This is a genomic window from Vibrio sp. Isolate34 (genome assembly GCF_022397915.1).
Lineage (GTDB): Bacteria > Pseudomonadota > Gammaproteobacteria > Enterobacterales > Vibrionaceae > Vibrio.
In genome coordinates this window covers 109,459-123,785 of the sequence record NZ_JAKEUO010000009.1, presented here as the reverse complement: position 1 = coordinate 123,785, position 14,327 = coordinate 109,459, and the positions used below count along the sequence as shown (strand labels likewise).

Here is a 14,327-nt window from a genome sequence, read left to right as displayed (position 1 = left end):
TGGGTTACCGCGTTGCGAAATAGACCGTTGTTCCTTTTGAATAGTGAAATTGGTTTAAGCAGCACTTGCTTATTGAACGTTTGTTAGAAGGCTGCTAATTCGATGATGGCTCACGAGAAACCGTTAACCCTTGGTTTGAGGCTCTAAGCCATCTTTCAAGAAGTTAAACCAGTTTTCTCCCAAGACTTGCCCAGCTTCAGACTCGCTGAAACCATGACGCATCAATCCGTTATATATGTTTTCCATACCCGCACTACCACAGAACCAAGGCAACGCATCTGGCCAACCTGAGTTGTTCGCAGAGCCTTCGCCGTAGTCCATTGCTTTAGACCAACGACCATTTCTCATCCATTCAAGAACGGCTTGAGGTTGGTTTAAGCATAGGTCACTACCAATACCGAGGTGTTCGACGCCAACTATGTCAGCAGTGGTCGCAACCATCTGACAGAAGTCTTCCAACGTACATTGGCTGCCGTTTGGTAGGTGGAATGGGTATAAGCTGAATCCGATTAAGCCACCGCGTGCAGTTAGCGCTTTAATCACATCGTTTGATTTGTTGCGAAGTGCATCATGAGCAAACGTTGGGTTCGCATGGCTGATACAAATAGGACGAGAAGACAAATCAATTGCTTCAAGTGTTGAGCGCTCGGCACTGTGAGACATATCGATGATCATGCCCACTCGGTTCATCTCTTCGATGGCTTGTTTACCAAAGCGCGTAATACCGGTGTCGTTCTTCTCGTAGCAACCTGTCGCCAATAAGCTCTGGTTGTTGTAAGTCAGCTGCATGATCAAAAGACCTTGCTTACGCATCACTTCGATAAGACCAATCTCATCATCGATTGGAGAACAGTTCTGAGCGCCTAGGAAAATACCGACTTTGCCGGTCGCTTTTGCAGTCTCAACATCAGCCATTGAGTGAATCGGCATGATAAGGTCTGCATTCTGCTCGAATCTTAAGTTCCACTCTGCAAAGCGAGATAAGGTTTCACGAGCTGTCTCGTGATAAACCGCGGTAGCGTGAACTGCTGTAATGCCGCTCGCCTTTAGTGTTTGGAAATATTCTCTGTTCCAATTGCAGTATTGCAATCCATCTATAACAATCCGTTGCTGGTACATAACCACTCCTATTGAAAGCTCAGTGTTCTAGCTCGGTTTTGAAAACACGCTCAAATAACATGTTTTCAAAAATGGGTTAAATCACTTGTCTAAGTTCGTTTGCTACTTTGGTTTGAATGTTGGCCTGACTCTGTGAATCAGGCCAATTCGATAGCTGGATAGCTGGATAGCTAGGAAGTTAATATCTTCAGCTATCCAATTCTTATTTAGAAAGTGGATTAATAAGGACGCTGGTAAGCCGTCTTAACCACTGTGTAGAACTCTTTCGCGTATTGACCTTGCTCACGAGGACCGAAGCTAGACTCTTTACGACCGCCAAACGGTACGTGGTAATCCGTACCTGCGGTTGGTAGGTTCACCATCACACAACCAGTTTGAGCTTGTTGCTTGAACAGTGCGCTCGTACGTAGGCTTTGAGTGATGATGCCGCCAGTTAGGCCAAAGCGAGTATCGTTAGTTGTTGCAATCGCTTCGTCCAAGTCAGCCACTCGAATCACGCTTGCCATTGGTGCGAACACTTCTTCTTGGTTCACTTCCCAATCGTTCTTAGTGTTCAAGAACAACGTTGGAGACATGTAGAAACCTTCGTGCTTCATGTTCAAGCGTTCACCACCAAATGCCAGCTCACCGCCGCTTTGACGTGCTTTCTCAACCCAACCTAGGTTTGCTTCCAATTGGTTGCCGTCCACAACAGGGCCCATGAACACGCCCTCTTCCAGTGCGTGACCCACTTTCAGCTCGCTCATACGTTTGATTAGTGCTTCAACGTATTGGTCGTGAATGCTATCCATAACCACAAGGCGAGAAGACGCAGTACATTTTTGACCTGCACCAGAGAATGAACCGGCAATCGTTGCATCAACCGCAGTTTGGATATCAGCATCGTCTGCGATAACAAGTGCGTTTTTACTGCCCATTTCCAGTTGGCAACGAACGAAGTTTGGTGCGGTAGCAGCCGCAACCTTACGACCCGTATCAACAGAACCGGTAAAGCTCACACCGTTCACTTCTTTAGAGTTGATCAGTGCATCACCTACCGTTGAACCGCTACCTAGTACAAGGTTAAACGTACCTGCAGGGATACCTTGGCGGTGGATGATCTCAGTAAGTGCAACCGCACTTGCTGGTGTTAAGTTTGCTGGTTTCCAGATAACGCTGTTACCGAAAGCCAGTGCTGGAGCAATTTTCCAAGCAGCCGTTGCTGTCGGGAAATTCCAAGGAGAGATGATGCCGATAACGCCTACCGCTTCACGAGTCACTTCAACAGAAACACCAGGGCGTACTGAGTCTGCGTTGTCGCCAATTTGACGAAGCACCTCAGCCGCGAAGTATTGGAAGAACTGACCAGCACGGTAAATCTCACCACGACCTTCAGCAAAAGGCTTACCTTCTTCACGAGAAAGAAGCGTGCCTAGTTCATCACAACGTGCAATCAGCTCGTCACCAATCGCTTGAAGTACCGCTTGCTTGCGTTCAATTGGCGTTTTTTCCCACTCTGGTTGAGCGTGCTTCGCCGCTGAAATCGCTTGTTGAACTTGTTCAGCACTTGCTTGCGCAAAGTTACCGATGTTTTCAGAAATATCTGATGGGTTAATGTTCGCAACGGTACTTACACCCGCTTGCCATTCGCCGCCAATGTAAAGTGCGTTTTCTGCTTGAACATTCTGTAATTGAGTCATCATTCTGTCCTTGTAACGGTTAGGTTGCGGTTGAGTCTGGCAACCATCTGGTTAATTAATAAACTGTTAATATTCAGGTAATTAATTGCTAAAATAAGTCGTACATTTTGTATCTAAAGTGAACCCGATCGCTTGTATCAATAAACCGCTTTAATTCAAAAGAGTTTTGATCCGCAAAGAACCTTAGTTCACAGTCGAATTATTCAGGTTGAGACGCCGATGCATAAACCACGAACTCGACCAGCATCTCTTCTCTTGCTAACCCTGCAACGACGACCGCTGCACGGTTTGGATAAGGCGCATTGAAGTATTCTCCGTATACGCTGTTTACTGTTTTTAGGTATTCACGGTCTGTCACGTAAATCAGAACTTGCAGCACAGAATCCATCGATTCGCCTGCACACTCCAACGTATGAACAAGGTTGTTAAAAGTCTGACGCGTTTGCGCTTCGATACCGCCCTCTACGACTGCGCCCGTTTCATCAATTGGAATCTGCGCGGTGTATAGAGTGCCGTTATTTACGATTGCCCACTCTAGTGGTGCTTTTGAAGCAAAAAGAGCGGTTTTTACTGGGTGTTTTTTAGTTTGTGCGTTCACGATTCCATCCAACTTTGTAACAGCTATGTTTCAAGATGGTTAAATACTGCACCTTGACGACTGATAAATCTAACGGTAAATTTTGTGCATTTGATAAATAAAATCTATCACCTTTCAAAAAGTAAGATATAGCAAGGGCTAGAGAAGGATCAGTGCCATGAGTATTAAGCTACAACAGTTAAAACATTTTGTTTTAGTGGTCGAAGAAGGCGGATTTCGAGCAGCATCTCACCGAGCAAATCGCTCGCAAGCGGCACTTTCTACATCGATAAAAGAGTTGGAAAAAATACTCGGCCAACCACTGTTTGAAACGGGCAACAAATCCACGCTGACACCTTTCGGAGAAATATGCCTTCCAAAAATCATCCAGTTCCTTAATGTTTACAAAGCATTAGACAATGACTTACGTGCAGCCGCGGCAGGGCAACAAGGAAGAGTTCGAATAGCGAGCGTGCCATCGGTCGCCGCAAAATTAATCCCTAGTGTGTTAGGGGCCTTTTGTGAACAGTACCCGAATGTAGAAGTCAGCTTGATTGATGATAATGCGGCTGGTGTAGAGGCAAGGTTACTCTCTGGAGAAGTGGATGTTGCCCTCGGAAACAGCTCCCATTTAGAAGAAGAGAGCATCGATTTCACGCCGTTGTTGTCCGATCCTATTGGTGTGGTTTGCCTCAGAGACAACCCTATCGCTTCTCAGTTAGAGGGAATCGAGTGGCAAACATTGTTAAGACAGCCATTCATTCGCAACGGGACGTGTACCCTACTTGACCCAACACCTGCGCGAATGCTCAGCGAACAAGCGCTCTATTCAGTGGAGAACATCACCTCGCTGTTTTCAGTATTAGAACTTGGGATAGGCGTAACCACGTTACCTAAACTGGCCTTCCCTACCAATGAGACCCGCTTGGTGTGGATTCCGTTGATTGACCCGCCGTTACAGCGTCAGATCGGTATTTTTAGATTGTCTGATCGGACGATTTCGCCACAAGCTCAAGCCTTCCACGACTTGTGTATTCAGTACCTAAGTTATGAAGAAGAGGAATAGAGGGAATGTCACTGTGTTCTCTCTCTTATAAAGCCGTTAATAGAGTCGCTAACAGAACCGTTAACATAAGAGCACATCAATAAATTCCACCTCTAATCCCAATAATTTGACCTTATATTCAGGGCTTTTTGCCCTAACCTTCAGATTTTTCCAAGCCCTTCAGCTCTTTACATCCATGTTTAGGGCTGAGTTACGCCCATAATATTCATCTTAAGCGCTGATTTATTCGTTCTGTAACGCCTGAAAGGCGTCAAAAATGACATCGTGACAAACTATTTTTAAAAATAATTACTTTAAGATAGAGAACGCCGTATAGATAAATCACTCAACAAACGAATACCTGTATCGCCGGTTAAAAGTGCCTTTCTCTCCTTGTCGGATGGCGTTAAACAATTAGCTTAGAAATGAAGCTAAGTGTTTGAATAGTCTTAATTGATAAGATCGTAACTTGCCAAATTAACGTCTTTAATTTTTATAAACAGCGTCTCTTTTCACTGAAAATTAAGTATAAAAATTTTTCATGAATAAAGTTATTTAATTATTAGTTTCATAAATGAAAAGCATGCCTTTCAAAAATGGAATTATTGATGTCGATATTTGTCGTTTTGATCACATAATTTTAGGCGTAATTTATATTTTGTCGAAACGATAACGAATTAGTTTATGTCCGTTTCATTTCGTCAGGGAGATATAAAACCAGCAAGAGTTTTTCTTAAAAGCAAATCAAATGTTGTTAACAAGTGAAATGTAGTAACAAGTTAAACTTAAACTGTGTTTTATATTAACTTACACTGTTTAACATAGGGTTTTATTATGAGGCTTAATGAGATAAGTAGCGACATCCTTGTTGCCGCTAAAAGAGTTGTTCTCTGCCAAATAGTATTAGCCATCGGTGTAGTTTTATATGAAGTGTTTTTTGGTAATAAAGTAGATATGGAATCTTCAGCTTTGGGCATCGGGATTGCGATGCTACCTCCGCTGTTTGGATTTATATATGCAAGCCTAAAGGTGCGTAAGAATCCTAATTATAGTCTACGTGACTTAATGCAAATGAGTCGTGTCGTGAAAATAACTTATACGTTCTTAATGTTTATATTGGCATTCCAGTTTTTCAAATTGGATAACCCAGTAATACTATACGCGTACATTTTCACAATGATTGGGTACTTCTTAACACCATTTATTACTGCCTCTAATAGATCGGAGTACGCGTAGTATGGATCAAGTCACTACCGCTCACGAATACATAGAGCATCACTTAACCTTCTTAACTACTGGTGATGGTTTCTGGGCGTTCAACATTGACTCGATGTTGGTATCTTGGATTACAGGTTTACTGTTCATTGGGGCGTTTCGATATGTTGTGACCAAAGGCACCAGCGGTGTTCCAGGTCGTTTTCAATGTTTTATCGAACTCATCTTTGATTTTGTTAACAACCTAGTCAAAGAGATTTTTCAAGCGGAAGATAAATTAATAGGGCCACTGGCATTAACCACTTTTGTTTGGGTGTTGTTAATGAATGCGGTTGATTTATTACCTATTGATTTAATACCAGGGTTAACTCGAGTAATCGGCCTTGAACACTTTAGAGACCTACCGACAGCGGACGTAAATATCCCAATGTCGATGGCACTCGGTGTGTTTATTTTACTGTTAACCTATACGTTAAAAAATAAAGGTTTGAAAGGCTTTATCAAAGAGCTTACTACTCAGCCATTTGATAACCCTCTTTTATATCCTGTTAACTTTGTTCTTGAATTAATTACATTAATTTCAAAACCAATATCACTAGGCTTACGATTATTCGGAAACATGTATGCAGGCGAGATGATATTCATCCTTATTGCATTAATGCCATGGTGGATGCAATGGGCACTGAGTGTTCCATGGGCTTTATTCCACATATTAATCGTATTCTTACAAGCATTTATATTTATGGTACTGACCGTTGTTTATTTAGCAATGGCAACAGAAGAACACCATTAATTAATAACTAAAAAATTAACTAACAAATTATTTATCGGAGATACAAATGGATATCGTAAGCGCAGTTTTATATGTAGCAGGTGCATTACTGATCGGTTTAGGTGCAGCGGGTGCGGCATCTGGTATTGGTAACTTAGCAGGTAAATACCTTGAAGGTGTTGCTCGTCAACCGGATCTTACTCCAATGCTTCGTACTCAATTCTTCATCATGATGGGCCTTGTGGATGCAGTACCGATGATCGGTGTTGGTATCGGTCTATACATCATCTTTGCCGTGGCTTAATTAAATAGCTTTGAAAAGATCGATTTGTAAATAATCAAGATTTAGCGAGGAAGGTATGAACTTAAATGCAAGCATGTTTGGACAAGCAATATCCTTCGTGATTTTTGTTTGGCTGTGCATGAAATATGTATGGCCCCCTCTCACCGCAATGTTAGACGAGCGCCAAAAAGAGATCGCTGATGGTTTACGCCACTCAGAGAATGCTGCGAAAGAGCTAGAACTAGCGAAATCGAATGGCGCACAACTCGTCGAAGATGCAAAAAGAAACGTGACTGAACTGATTGAACAAGGCAAAAAACGCCGTAACGAAATCATCAGCTTAGCTCACGAAGAAGCCGAGCAAGAAAAGGCACGCATCTTAGAACAAGGTAGAGCTGAACTCGAAGGCGAACGTCAAAAGTTACGCCGTGAACTTCAGGCGGACATGGCAGACGCTGTTATTCAAAGTGCACAAAAACTGATTAGCAAAAACCTAGATTCTGAAACGAACCGAGCGTTAGTTGATCAATTGATTAGCGAACTCTAAACGGAGGCAATATGTCAGATTACACCAATATTGCTCATCCCTACGCCAAGGCATCGTTCGACTTTGCTTTAGGTGAAAACAAGTTACAAGAGTGGCACTCAATGCTGTCGATTCTTGTGACGGTAGCGGAAGAAGAAACGATCGCTAAGCAGATCTCTTCAGCAGAAGGTTCTCGCACTGACTCTGAAGAACTGGCCAATCTCTTCATTCATATTTGCCAAGGGCTCGTTGATGACCACGTCATTAATCTTGTTCGAGTCTTGGCTGAGAATGGCCGTCTTGCAGTGATAAGAGACCTGTTTAACTTGTTCAGCGATCTAAAGGACGAACATGAACGTGTAATTCCTGTCACTGTCACCAGTTCAGAATTGCTTACACAAGATCAGGTTATCTCCCTAACGGCTGCACTTGAGAAGAAATTAGAGCGTCAAGTTGAAATGGAACAGGTTATTGATGACACGCTGGTTGGCGGGATTGTTATCAAAGCGGGTGAAACCGTTATCGATGGTTCTTTAAATACATCAATTAACCGATTAGCTAATCAGCTTCACGCGAGATAGGTAACAATTATGCAATTAAATTCTAATGAAATCAGCGATCTAATCAAAAATCGCATCGCGAAGTTTAATGTGAGCACCGAAGCTCGCAATGAAGGCACCATCGTATCGGTTCGTGACGGTATCATCACCATTAATGGCCTAGCGGATGTGATGCAAGGTGAGATGATTGAGCTACCGGGTGCCAAGTATGCACTCGCACTTAACCTAGATACCCACTCAGTCGGCGCCGTTGTTATGGGCCCCTACACTGACCTATCTGAAGGTATGAAAGTAAAAGGTACGGGTCGTATCTTGGAAGTACCAGTAGGTAACGGCCTACTTGGCCGTGTTGTGAACACACTAGGCGAACCCATCGATGGTAAAGGCCCAGTAAGCTGTGACCGACTTGACCCAGTAGAAGTGATTGCACCGGGTGTAATCGAGCGTAAGTCAGTCGATCAGCCAATTCAAACCGGCTACAAAGCAGTGGACACCATGGTGCCTATCGGTCGTGGTCAACGTGAACTTATCATCGGTGACCGTCAGACAGGTAAAACAGCGCTCGCTATCGATGCCATCATCAACCAAAAAGATTCTGGCATTAAATGTGTTTATGTTGCGATTGGCCAAAAAGCGTCAACCATCGCTAACGTGGTTCGTAAACTTGAAGACCACGACGCACTTAAAAATACCATCGTTGTTGTGGCATCAGCTTCAGAGTCTGCCGCGCTTCAATACCTAGCCCCTTATGCCGGTTGCACCATGGGTGAATACTTCCGTGACCGCGGCGAAGACGCACTGATCATTTACGATGACCTATCAAAACAAGCGGTTGCTTACCGTCAAATCTCATTGCTACTGAAACGCCCACCGGGTCGTGAAGCCTTCCCTGGCGATGTATTTTACCTTCACTCACGCCTTCTAGAACGTGCAGCACGAGTGAACGCAGAGTATGTAGAGAAGTTCACTAACGGTGAAGTGAAAGGCCAAACAGGCTCTTTAACCGCGCTGCCTATCATTGAAACTCAAGCGGGTGACGTGTCTGCGTTTGTACCAACCAACGTAATCTCAATCACCGATGGTCAGGTTTTCCTTCAAACCCAACTATTCAACTCAGGCTTACGTCCTGCTGTTGACCCAGGTATCTCGGTATCTCGTGTGGGTGGTGCAGCACAATGCAAGATCATCAAGAAGTTGTCAGGTGGTATCCGTACTTCATTGGCTCAATACCGTGAGCTAGCTGCGTTTGCTCAGTTCTCTTCTGACCTAGATGAGATGACTCGTAAACAGCTTGACCATGGTGAGCGTGTAACTGAACTGATGAAGCAAAAACAATACTCTCCGATGTCTGTCGCTGAGCAAGCTACGGTTATCTACGCAGCAGAAAAAGGCTATTTGGCTGACGTTGAGTTGCACAAAGTGGCGCGTTTCGAAGAAGAGTTAATTGCTTACGCACAAGCTCAGAACCCAGAGTTGTTCGACACCATCAATGCGAACGGTGACTACAACGATGAGATCGACCGTGCACTTGCAAAACTGCTTGGTGACTTTGTAGCGTTGAAAGCTTGGTAAACGCTCCGGTTTGTTGGCTGGAAATCAAAACAAATTAGGAGCAGATAATGGCAAATACTAAAGAAATTCGCACCAAGATAGGCAGTGTTAGTAACACTCAGAAAATCACCAGTGCAATGGAGATGGTTGCGGCAAGTAAGATGCGTAAGGTTCAGGACAACATGACGTTAACGCGTCCCTATGCCGAGAACATGCGCAAAGTTATCTCTCACGTCGCATCGGGGTCACTGGAATACCAGCACCCCTATCTTCAACAGCGTGAACCAAAACGCGTTGCTTACATCATTATTTCGTCTGACAGAGGCTTATGTGGTGGCTTGAACTCAAACCTGTTCAAGAAAGTGTTGGAAGAAATGGAACAATGGCAGGCCAAGGGGGTTGAGGTAGAAACCACCCTAATTGGTTCGAAAGCTATCTCGTTTTTCCAACGCAGCGGCAATGTTATCGCGCAAACGTCAGGCCTTGGTGACGCGCCTAAATTAGAAGACATCTTAGGCACAGTAAATGCGATGCTGGAGCATTACGACGAAGAAAAGATCGACAGTTTATTTCTCGTTTATAACCAGTTCGTGAACACCATGGTTCAAGCACCAACGGCTTTGCAGTTGCTACCCCACCCTTCTGACACCGAGGCTGATGGTGAAGCAAGAAAAGCGCGTCGTTGGGACTACATCTATGAACAAGCGCCAAGAGACATCCTCTCTGAGCTGTTACATCGATACATTGAATCGCAAGTGTACCAAGGCATCGTAGAGAGCATTGCCTGTGAGCAAGCAGCCCGAATGGTAGCCATGAAAGCGGCGACCGATAACGCAGGCCAACTGATTGATGATTTGCAGTTGGTGTACAACAAAGCGAGACAGGCTGCCATTACCCAAGAACTGAGTGAAATAGTCTCAGGCGCTCAAGCTGTCTAAGGGCAGCAGAGAGTGGGTCAGAACAGAATTTGAGGATTTAGAGATGAGTGTTGGAAAAATAGTAAAAGTAATCGGCGCGGTAGTTGACGTCGAATTCAGCGGCGGCAACAGCCCTCGCGTTTATGATGCATTGAAAGTAACCAGCGACGAAGCAAGCTCGCTAGTATTGGAAGTTCAGCAACAACTTGGTGGCAACATCGTTCGTTGTATTGCAATGGGTACATCTGATGGCTTACGCCGCGGTCTAACCGTTGAAAATACAGGCTCTCCAATCACCGTTCCTGTGGGTGAAGAGACTCTAGGCCGTATCATGAACGTGCTCGGTCAACCTATCGATGAGTGTGGTGAGATCGGCCAGAAAGAGAGCTACGAAATTCACCGTGAAGCGCCCTCTTATGAAGAGCAAGCCAACAGCACTGAACTTCTAGAGACAGGTGTTAAGGTTATCGACCTTATTTGTCCGTTCGCTAAGGGTGGTAAAATCGGTCTGTTCGGTGGTGCGGGTGTAGGTAAAACCGTCAACATGATGGAGCTTATCAACAACATCGCTAAAGCTCACTCTGGTCTTTCTGTATTTACTGGTGTTGGTGAACGTACTCGTGAAGGTAACGATTTCTACTACGAGATGAAAGAAGCTGGCGTACTAGACAAAGTTGCCATGGTTTACGGCCAAATGAACGAGCCACCAGGAAACCGTCTTCGTGTTGCGCTGACAGGTCTTACTATGGCTGAACGCTTCCGTGATGAAGGTCGTGACGTACTGTTGTTCATTGATAACATCTACCGTTACACACTCGCGGGAACAGAAGTATCAGCACTGTTAGGTCGTATGCCGTCAGCAGTAGGTTACCAACCAACGCTTGCCGAAGAGATGGGGGTTCTGCAAGAACGTATCACATCAACCCGACAAGGTTCTATCACGTCTATTCAAGCGGTATACGTACCAGCGGATGACTTGACGGATCCATCGCCAGCAACAACGTTTGCTCACTTAGATGCGACCGTTGTACTGTCTCGTAACATCGCTGCATTGGGTCTATATCCTGCGATTGACCCGTTAGATTCGACATCTCGTCAACTGGATCCTCTCGTGGTTGGTCAAGAGCACTACGACATTGCACAAACGGTTCAAACCACGCTGCAACGTTACAAAGAGCTTAAAGACATCATCGCGATTCTTGGTATGGATGAGCTTTCAACGGAAGATAAGCAGATTGTATCTCGCGCTCGTAAGATTGAACGTTTCTTAACTCAACCTTACCACGTAGCAGAAGTATTTACTGGTCAGAAAGGTGTGTTTGTACCGCTAAGCGAAACGCTACGAGGCTTTAAAGGTCTGCTAAACGGCGAGTATGACGACATCCCAGAGCAAGCATTCTTGTACTGTGGCTCTATCGACGAAGTGCTTAACAAAGCGAAATCACTCTAAAAGGTAGGTGCATCATGGCTATTGGAGTTACAGACAATACATTTCAACTTAATATTGTAAGTGCGGAAGGTACACTGTTTTCAGGGCCGGCACATGCCCTAGCTATTTCTGGAGCAGACGGTGAGCTGGGGATTCGCCCCGGTCACTCCCCTCTTCTGAGTAAGATAAAACCGGGCGTGTCTGTGTTCGTTACCGACCTTAAAGCCGAGGAGCAAGTGCTGTACATCTCTGGTGGTATGGTCGAAGTGCAACCAGATGTAGTAACGGTTTTAGCCGATACGGCCTTGCATGGTAAAGATATTGACCGTGCTCGAGCAGAAGAAGCGAAATACGCTGCCCTAGAGAACATCAACAAGGGCAATGTCGACATCAACTTTGCACAAGCTCAGTTGGAACTGGCGAAAGCCGTCGCTCAGCTTCGTGCATCAGAACTGACGTCTTCTCGCACTCGTCACTGAGAATAGAGCTTAGTGCTTAGTGCTTAGTGTTTGATGTGTAAATAGTCTACCCACTTAAAAACAGTTTAAGTGGGTAGACTACATCAGGAACCCTCACTTCTCTTTCAACTTCCCCACCCTTTCAACCACTCCTAACACACCCTTTTCGCCAGAGCTTACAACATTACTTCTCTGCAAAACGCGCTTGGTGCGGGCCCAATTCATGACCTAGCGGTTGTGTGAGCGAATGATATAACTCCGGTTTACGACCACGAATCCAACGCCTTCCGGTACACATCTCTAGCTCTTGCGCTTTCAAATTCGCAATCACCATATCGTCATCAACGCTGTCCGTCTCGGTGATGATTTCCCCATAAGGGCTCAAAATCATCGCGTTGCCAGTTCTGACCTCATCCATGTCCACACCAACGCCATTGCTGAACACCACAAACATGCCGTTATCGTGTGCTCTTGCAGGCAACCAACGCATTAGCCATTCACGGCCGTTCTTGCCCTGCATTTCAGCGCGAATCGCTTCCGGGTTTTCATCTCGGTTAAACCATAACTCTGGGTCGATTCGTTTCATGGCATTTGGGCTACGAGACTGACAACCGCCCGTCTGATGTGGCGCAATCAGTATATCGGCACCTTTCAACGCCGTGATTCGCACATTCTCAACCAAGTTGTTGTCCCAGCAAATCAAGATTCCCACTTTGCAGCCATGAGGTGTATCGAACACTGTGTATTGGTCACCGCTACTCATGTGCGGGCTAACGAAGGTGTGAAGTTTGCGGTGCTTTCGTACCTCGCCATTGGGCATCGCGAAGACATACGTGTTGTATAACTCACCATCAGTCCCCTGCTCTATCAAGCCCGCACCAACACTCATTCCAAATTGCGTTGCCAACGAAGCGATCTTTTGAGTAGATTCGCCGCTCGGGACTGGTTCTGCGAGAGCTTCTATCTCGCCTCGTGATAATTCAGACACATGCCAATACCCTGTGATGCACACCTCTGGGAAGCTAATGATCTCCACGTCGCTCTCCGCAGCTTGTTGAACGTATTGCTCAATCACCGACAAGTTATGCGCCTTGTCGCCTGCATGGTGGTTGAATTGAACCGACGCTACTTTGATGTCTCTTTTCATTATTCGTCCTCAAATTCCGCTTTACTGATTTGGTATGAACTCAGTATAAAAAATCGAATCAATTCCATATAATGAAAGATATTCACAGTTCAATGAGTATTTGGAATGGAATTTGATTTGCTGAAGGCGTTTTGTCAGTTGTCTAAGTCGGGCAATTACCGTGTGGCATCAGAGCAGCTTTACATTACTCAATCGGCACTCACCAAAAAGATTCAGCGACTTGAATCCAATATTGGAGCGAGTCTGTTTTCTCGTGGAAGGAACGGCGCAGAGCTGACACATGCAGGCAAAACCTTACTACCTGAAGCCCAACGTTTGGTTCATTCAATGCAAGCGTTTGAGCAGCTTTCAGGCTCAGTAGTAAATGGAACTCAAGGGCATTTGAACATTGGCTTTGGCGTGTCTACATACCATGAAGCGCCCAAGCTAATTGCGGCTTACAAACAACAGTACCCAGACGTTCACATCACCTTAAATGACACTCCCTCAAAGCGGCAAACAGACGAGCTGTTGAGCCATGATCTCGATATCAGCTTCAATCGAATCCCAGATTCGTCAGATCTAAATAGCCTAACGCTTTTCGATGACTCCCTTGTGATTGCGGTACACAAAGATCTTCTCAAGCAAGCGGCAAATAAAGATCAGATTATCTCTGAGTTAGCGAAGTGGCCTTATCTAAAATTGGCTCAGCATCGTGGACCCGGACTAGACAAACAAATCCAGCAATATTGCATCGCCAATAATATCGACCTATCCAAGACACAAGAAGCCGACGACATTCTTACCCTGCTAGCATTAGTATCGGCCAATATCGGCTTCACCATAGTACCAAGCAGCGCACAGTACATTAGCAACACCAAGGTTGAGTTCATTGCGTTACAAGGCAAGCACACCACTTGGCCTGTCGGATTGATATGGAATGGAGAGAGTGAGAATCCACTCAGAGATAGGTTCGTAGAATTTGTGGCGAAACAGGTAGAAAGCAGCTTATAGATTAGCAATGGCTTTTAATGCTGAAGTAAAGTGGCAAGTGCAGTACTAGTGCAGTG

At 45.0% G+C, this 14,327-nt stretch carries 15 protein-coding genes; 11 read left to right on the top strand and 4 right to left on the bottom strand.

The annotated features are described in order from the left end of the window. Positions 1–123 precede the first annotated feature (123 nt). The 3 genes from L1D22_RS11885 to L1D22_RS11875 form a co-directional block, all read right to left on the bottom strand. Complete coding sequence (locus L1D22_RS11885) at positions 124–1,119, bottom strand: membrane dipeptidase (RefSeq protein ID WP_239829931.1); 996 nt, start codon at positions 1,117–1,119, stop codon at positions 124–126. A gap of 218 nt (positions 1,120–1,337) precedes the next feature. Beyond that, complete coding sequence (locus L1D22_RS11880; protein ID WP_239829999.1) at positions 1,338–2,798, bottom strand: aldehyde dehydrogenase family protein; 1,461 nt, start codon at positions 2,796–2,798, stop codon at positions 1,338–1,340. 199 nt (positions 2,799–2,997) lie between these two features. Beyond that, on the bottom strand, positions 2,998–3,396 hold the full coding sequence (locus tag L1D22_RS11875) for a RidA family protein (protein ID WP_004741170.1): 399 nt from the start codon (positions 3,394–3,396) through the stop codon (positions 2,998–3,000). A gap of 157 nt (positions 3,397–3,553) precedes the next feature. Here L1D22_RS11875 and L1D22_RS11870 point away from each other — a divergent pair, with 157 nt between their 5' ends. From L1D22_RS11870 to L1D22_RS11825, 10 genes are all read left to right on the top strand, one after another. After that, the gene (locus L1D22_RS11870) at positions 3,554–4,441 is read left to right on the top strand and encodes a LysR family transcriptional regulator (RefSeq protein ID WP_239829930.1); all 888 of its coding nucleotides are present in this window, start codon (positions 3,554–3,556) and stop codon (positions 4,439–4,441) included. An 813-nt stretch (positions 4,442–5,254) separates the two neighbouring features. Then, positions 5,255–5,656, top strand: a complete 402-nt coding sequence (locus L1D22_RS11865; protein WP_239829928.1) for an ATP synthase subunit I — start codon at positions 5,255–5,257, stop codon at positions 5,654–5,656. A 1-nt stretch (position 5,657) separates the two neighbouring features. After that, positions 5,658–6,428, top strand: coding sequence for a F0F1 ATP synthase subunit A (gene atpB / locus L1D22_RS11860; RefSeq protein WP_017632742.1), 771 nt, complete (start codon positions 5,658–5,660; stop codon positions 6,426–6,428). A gap of 46 nt (positions 6,429–6,474) precedes the next feature. Next, entirely contained in the window at positions 6,475–6,711 is a 237-nt protein-coding gene (gene atpE / locus L1D22_RS11855; RefSeq protein WP_004730405.1) for a F0F1 ATP synthase subunit C, read from the top strand. Between the two features lie 55 nt (positions 6,712–6,766). Next, positions 6,767–7,237 carry a F0F1 ATP synthase subunit B gene (locus L1D22_RS11850; protein ID WP_017632741.1) on the top strand — a complete coding sequence of 157 codons (471 nt, stop codon included), beginning with the start codon at positions 6,767–6,769 and terminating at the stop codon, positions 7,235–7,237. Between the two features lie 11 nt (positions 7,238–7,248). After that, complete coding sequence (locus L1D22_RS11845) at positions 7,249–7,797, top strand: F0F1 ATP synthase subunit delta (RefSeq protein WP_017632740.1); 549 nt, start codon at positions 7,249–7,251, stop codon at positions 7,795–7,797. A gap of 9 nt (positions 7,798–7,806) precedes the next feature. Further along, complete coding sequence (gene atpA / locus L1D22_RS11840) at positions 7,807–9,348, top strand: F0F1 ATP synthase subunit alpha (RefSeq protein ID WP_017632739.1); 1,542 nt, start codon at positions 7,807–7,809, stop codon at positions 9,346–9,348. 47 nt (positions 9,349–9,395) lie between these two features. After that, positions 9,396–10,265 (top strand): F0F1 ATP synthase subunit gamma, encoded by an 870-nt coding sequence (gene atpG, locus L1D22_RS11835; protein ID WP_017632738.1) that lies wholly within the window; start codon positions 9,396–9,398, stop codon positions 10,263–10,265. Positions 10,266–10,308: 43 nt separating this feature from the next. Further along, entirely contained in the window at positions 10,309–11,694 is a 1,386-nt protein-coding gene (gene atpD, locus L1D22_RS11830) for a F0F1 ATP synthase subunit beta (protein WP_176679823.1), read from the top strand. Between the two features lie 14 nt (positions 11,695–11,708). Beyond that, the gene (locus tag L1D22_RS11825; protein WP_102290737.1) at positions 11,709–12,152 is read left to right on the top strand and encodes a F0F1 ATP synthase subunit epsilon; all 444 of its coding nucleotides are present in this window, start codon (positions 11,709–11,711) and stop codon (positions 12,150–12,152) included. A gap of 163 nt (positions 12,153–12,315) precedes the next feature. Here the strand turns inward: L1D22_RS11825 and L1D22_RS11820 are convergent, their stop codons facing one another. After that, positions 12,316–13,278 carry a nitrilase family protein gene (locus L1D22_RS11820; RefSeq protein ID WP_239829927.1) on the bottom strand — a complete coding sequence of 321 codons (963 nt, stop codon included), beginning with the start codon at positions 13,276–13,278 and terminating at the stop codon, positions 12,316–12,318. 105 nt (positions 13,279–13,383) lie between these two features. Between L1D22_RS11820 and L1D22_RS11815 the strand changes: the two genes are divergently transcribed. After that, positions 13,384–14,271: a LysR family transcriptional regulator gene (locus L1D22_RS11815; RefSeq protein ID WP_239829926.1), complete on the top strand. Its 888-nt coding sequence runs from the start codon at positions 13,384–13,386 to the stop codon at positions 14,269–14,271. Positions 14,272–14,327 lie beyond the last annotated feature (56 nt).

Excerpts from the sequence above, each read along its gene's own strand:
- L1D22_RS11885 (WP_239829931.1), bottom strand. The coding sequence starts at position 1,119 with ATGTACCAGCAACGGATTGTTATAGATGGATTGCAATACTGCAATTGG.
- L1D22_RS11880 (WP_239829999.1), bottom strand. The coding sequence starts at position 2,798 with ATGACTCAATTACAGAATGTTCAAGCAGAAAACGCACTTTACATTGGC.
- L1D22_RS11870 (WP_239829930.1), top strand. The coding sequence starts at position 3,554 with ATGAGTATTAAGCTACAACAGTTAAAACATTTTGTTTTAGTGGTCGAA.
- L1D22_RS11865 (WP_239829928.1), top strand. The coding sequence starts at position 5,255 with ATGAGGCTTAATGAGATAAGTAGCGACATCCTTGTTGCCGCTAAAAGA.
- atpB (WP_017632742.1), top strand. The coding sequence starts at position 5,658 with ATGGATCAAGTCACTACCGCTCACGAATACATAGAGCATCACTTAACC.
- atpE (WP_004730405.1), top strand. The coding sequence starts at position 6,475 with ATGGATATCGTAAGCGCAGTTTTATATGTAGCAGGTGCATTACTGATC.
- L1D22_RS11850 (WP_017632741.1), top strand. The coding sequence starts at position 6,767 with ATGAACTTAAATGCAAGCATGTTTGGACAAGCAATATCCTTCGTGATT.
- L1D22_RS11845 (WP_017632740.1), top strand. The coding sequence starts at position 7,249 with ATGTCAGATTACACCAATATTGCTCATCCCTACGCCAAGGCATCGTTC.
- atpA (WP_017632739.1), top strand. The coding sequence starts at position 7,807 with ATGCAATTAAATTCTAATGAAATCAGCGATCTAATCAAAAATCGCATC.
- atpG (WP_017632738.1), top strand. The coding sequence starts at position 9,396 with ATGGCAAATACTAAAGAAATTCGCACCAAGATAGGCAGTGTTAGTAAC.
- atpD (WP_176679823.1), top strand. The coding sequence starts at position 10,309 with ATGAGTGTTGGAAAAATAGTAAAAGTAATCGGCGCGGTAGTTGACGTC.
- L1D22_RS11825 (WP_102290737.1), top strand. The coding sequence starts at position 11,709 with ATGGCTATTGGAGTTACAGACAATACATTTCAACTTAATATTGTAAGT.
- L1D22_RS11820 (WP_239829927.1), bottom strand. The coding sequence starts at position 13,278 with ATGAAAAGAGACATCAAAGTAGCGTCGGTTCAATTCAACCACCATGCA.
- L1D22_RS11815 (WP_239829926.1), top strand. The coding sequence starts at position 13,384 with ATGGAATTTGATTTGCTGAAGGCGTTTTGTCAGTTGTCTAAGTCGGGC.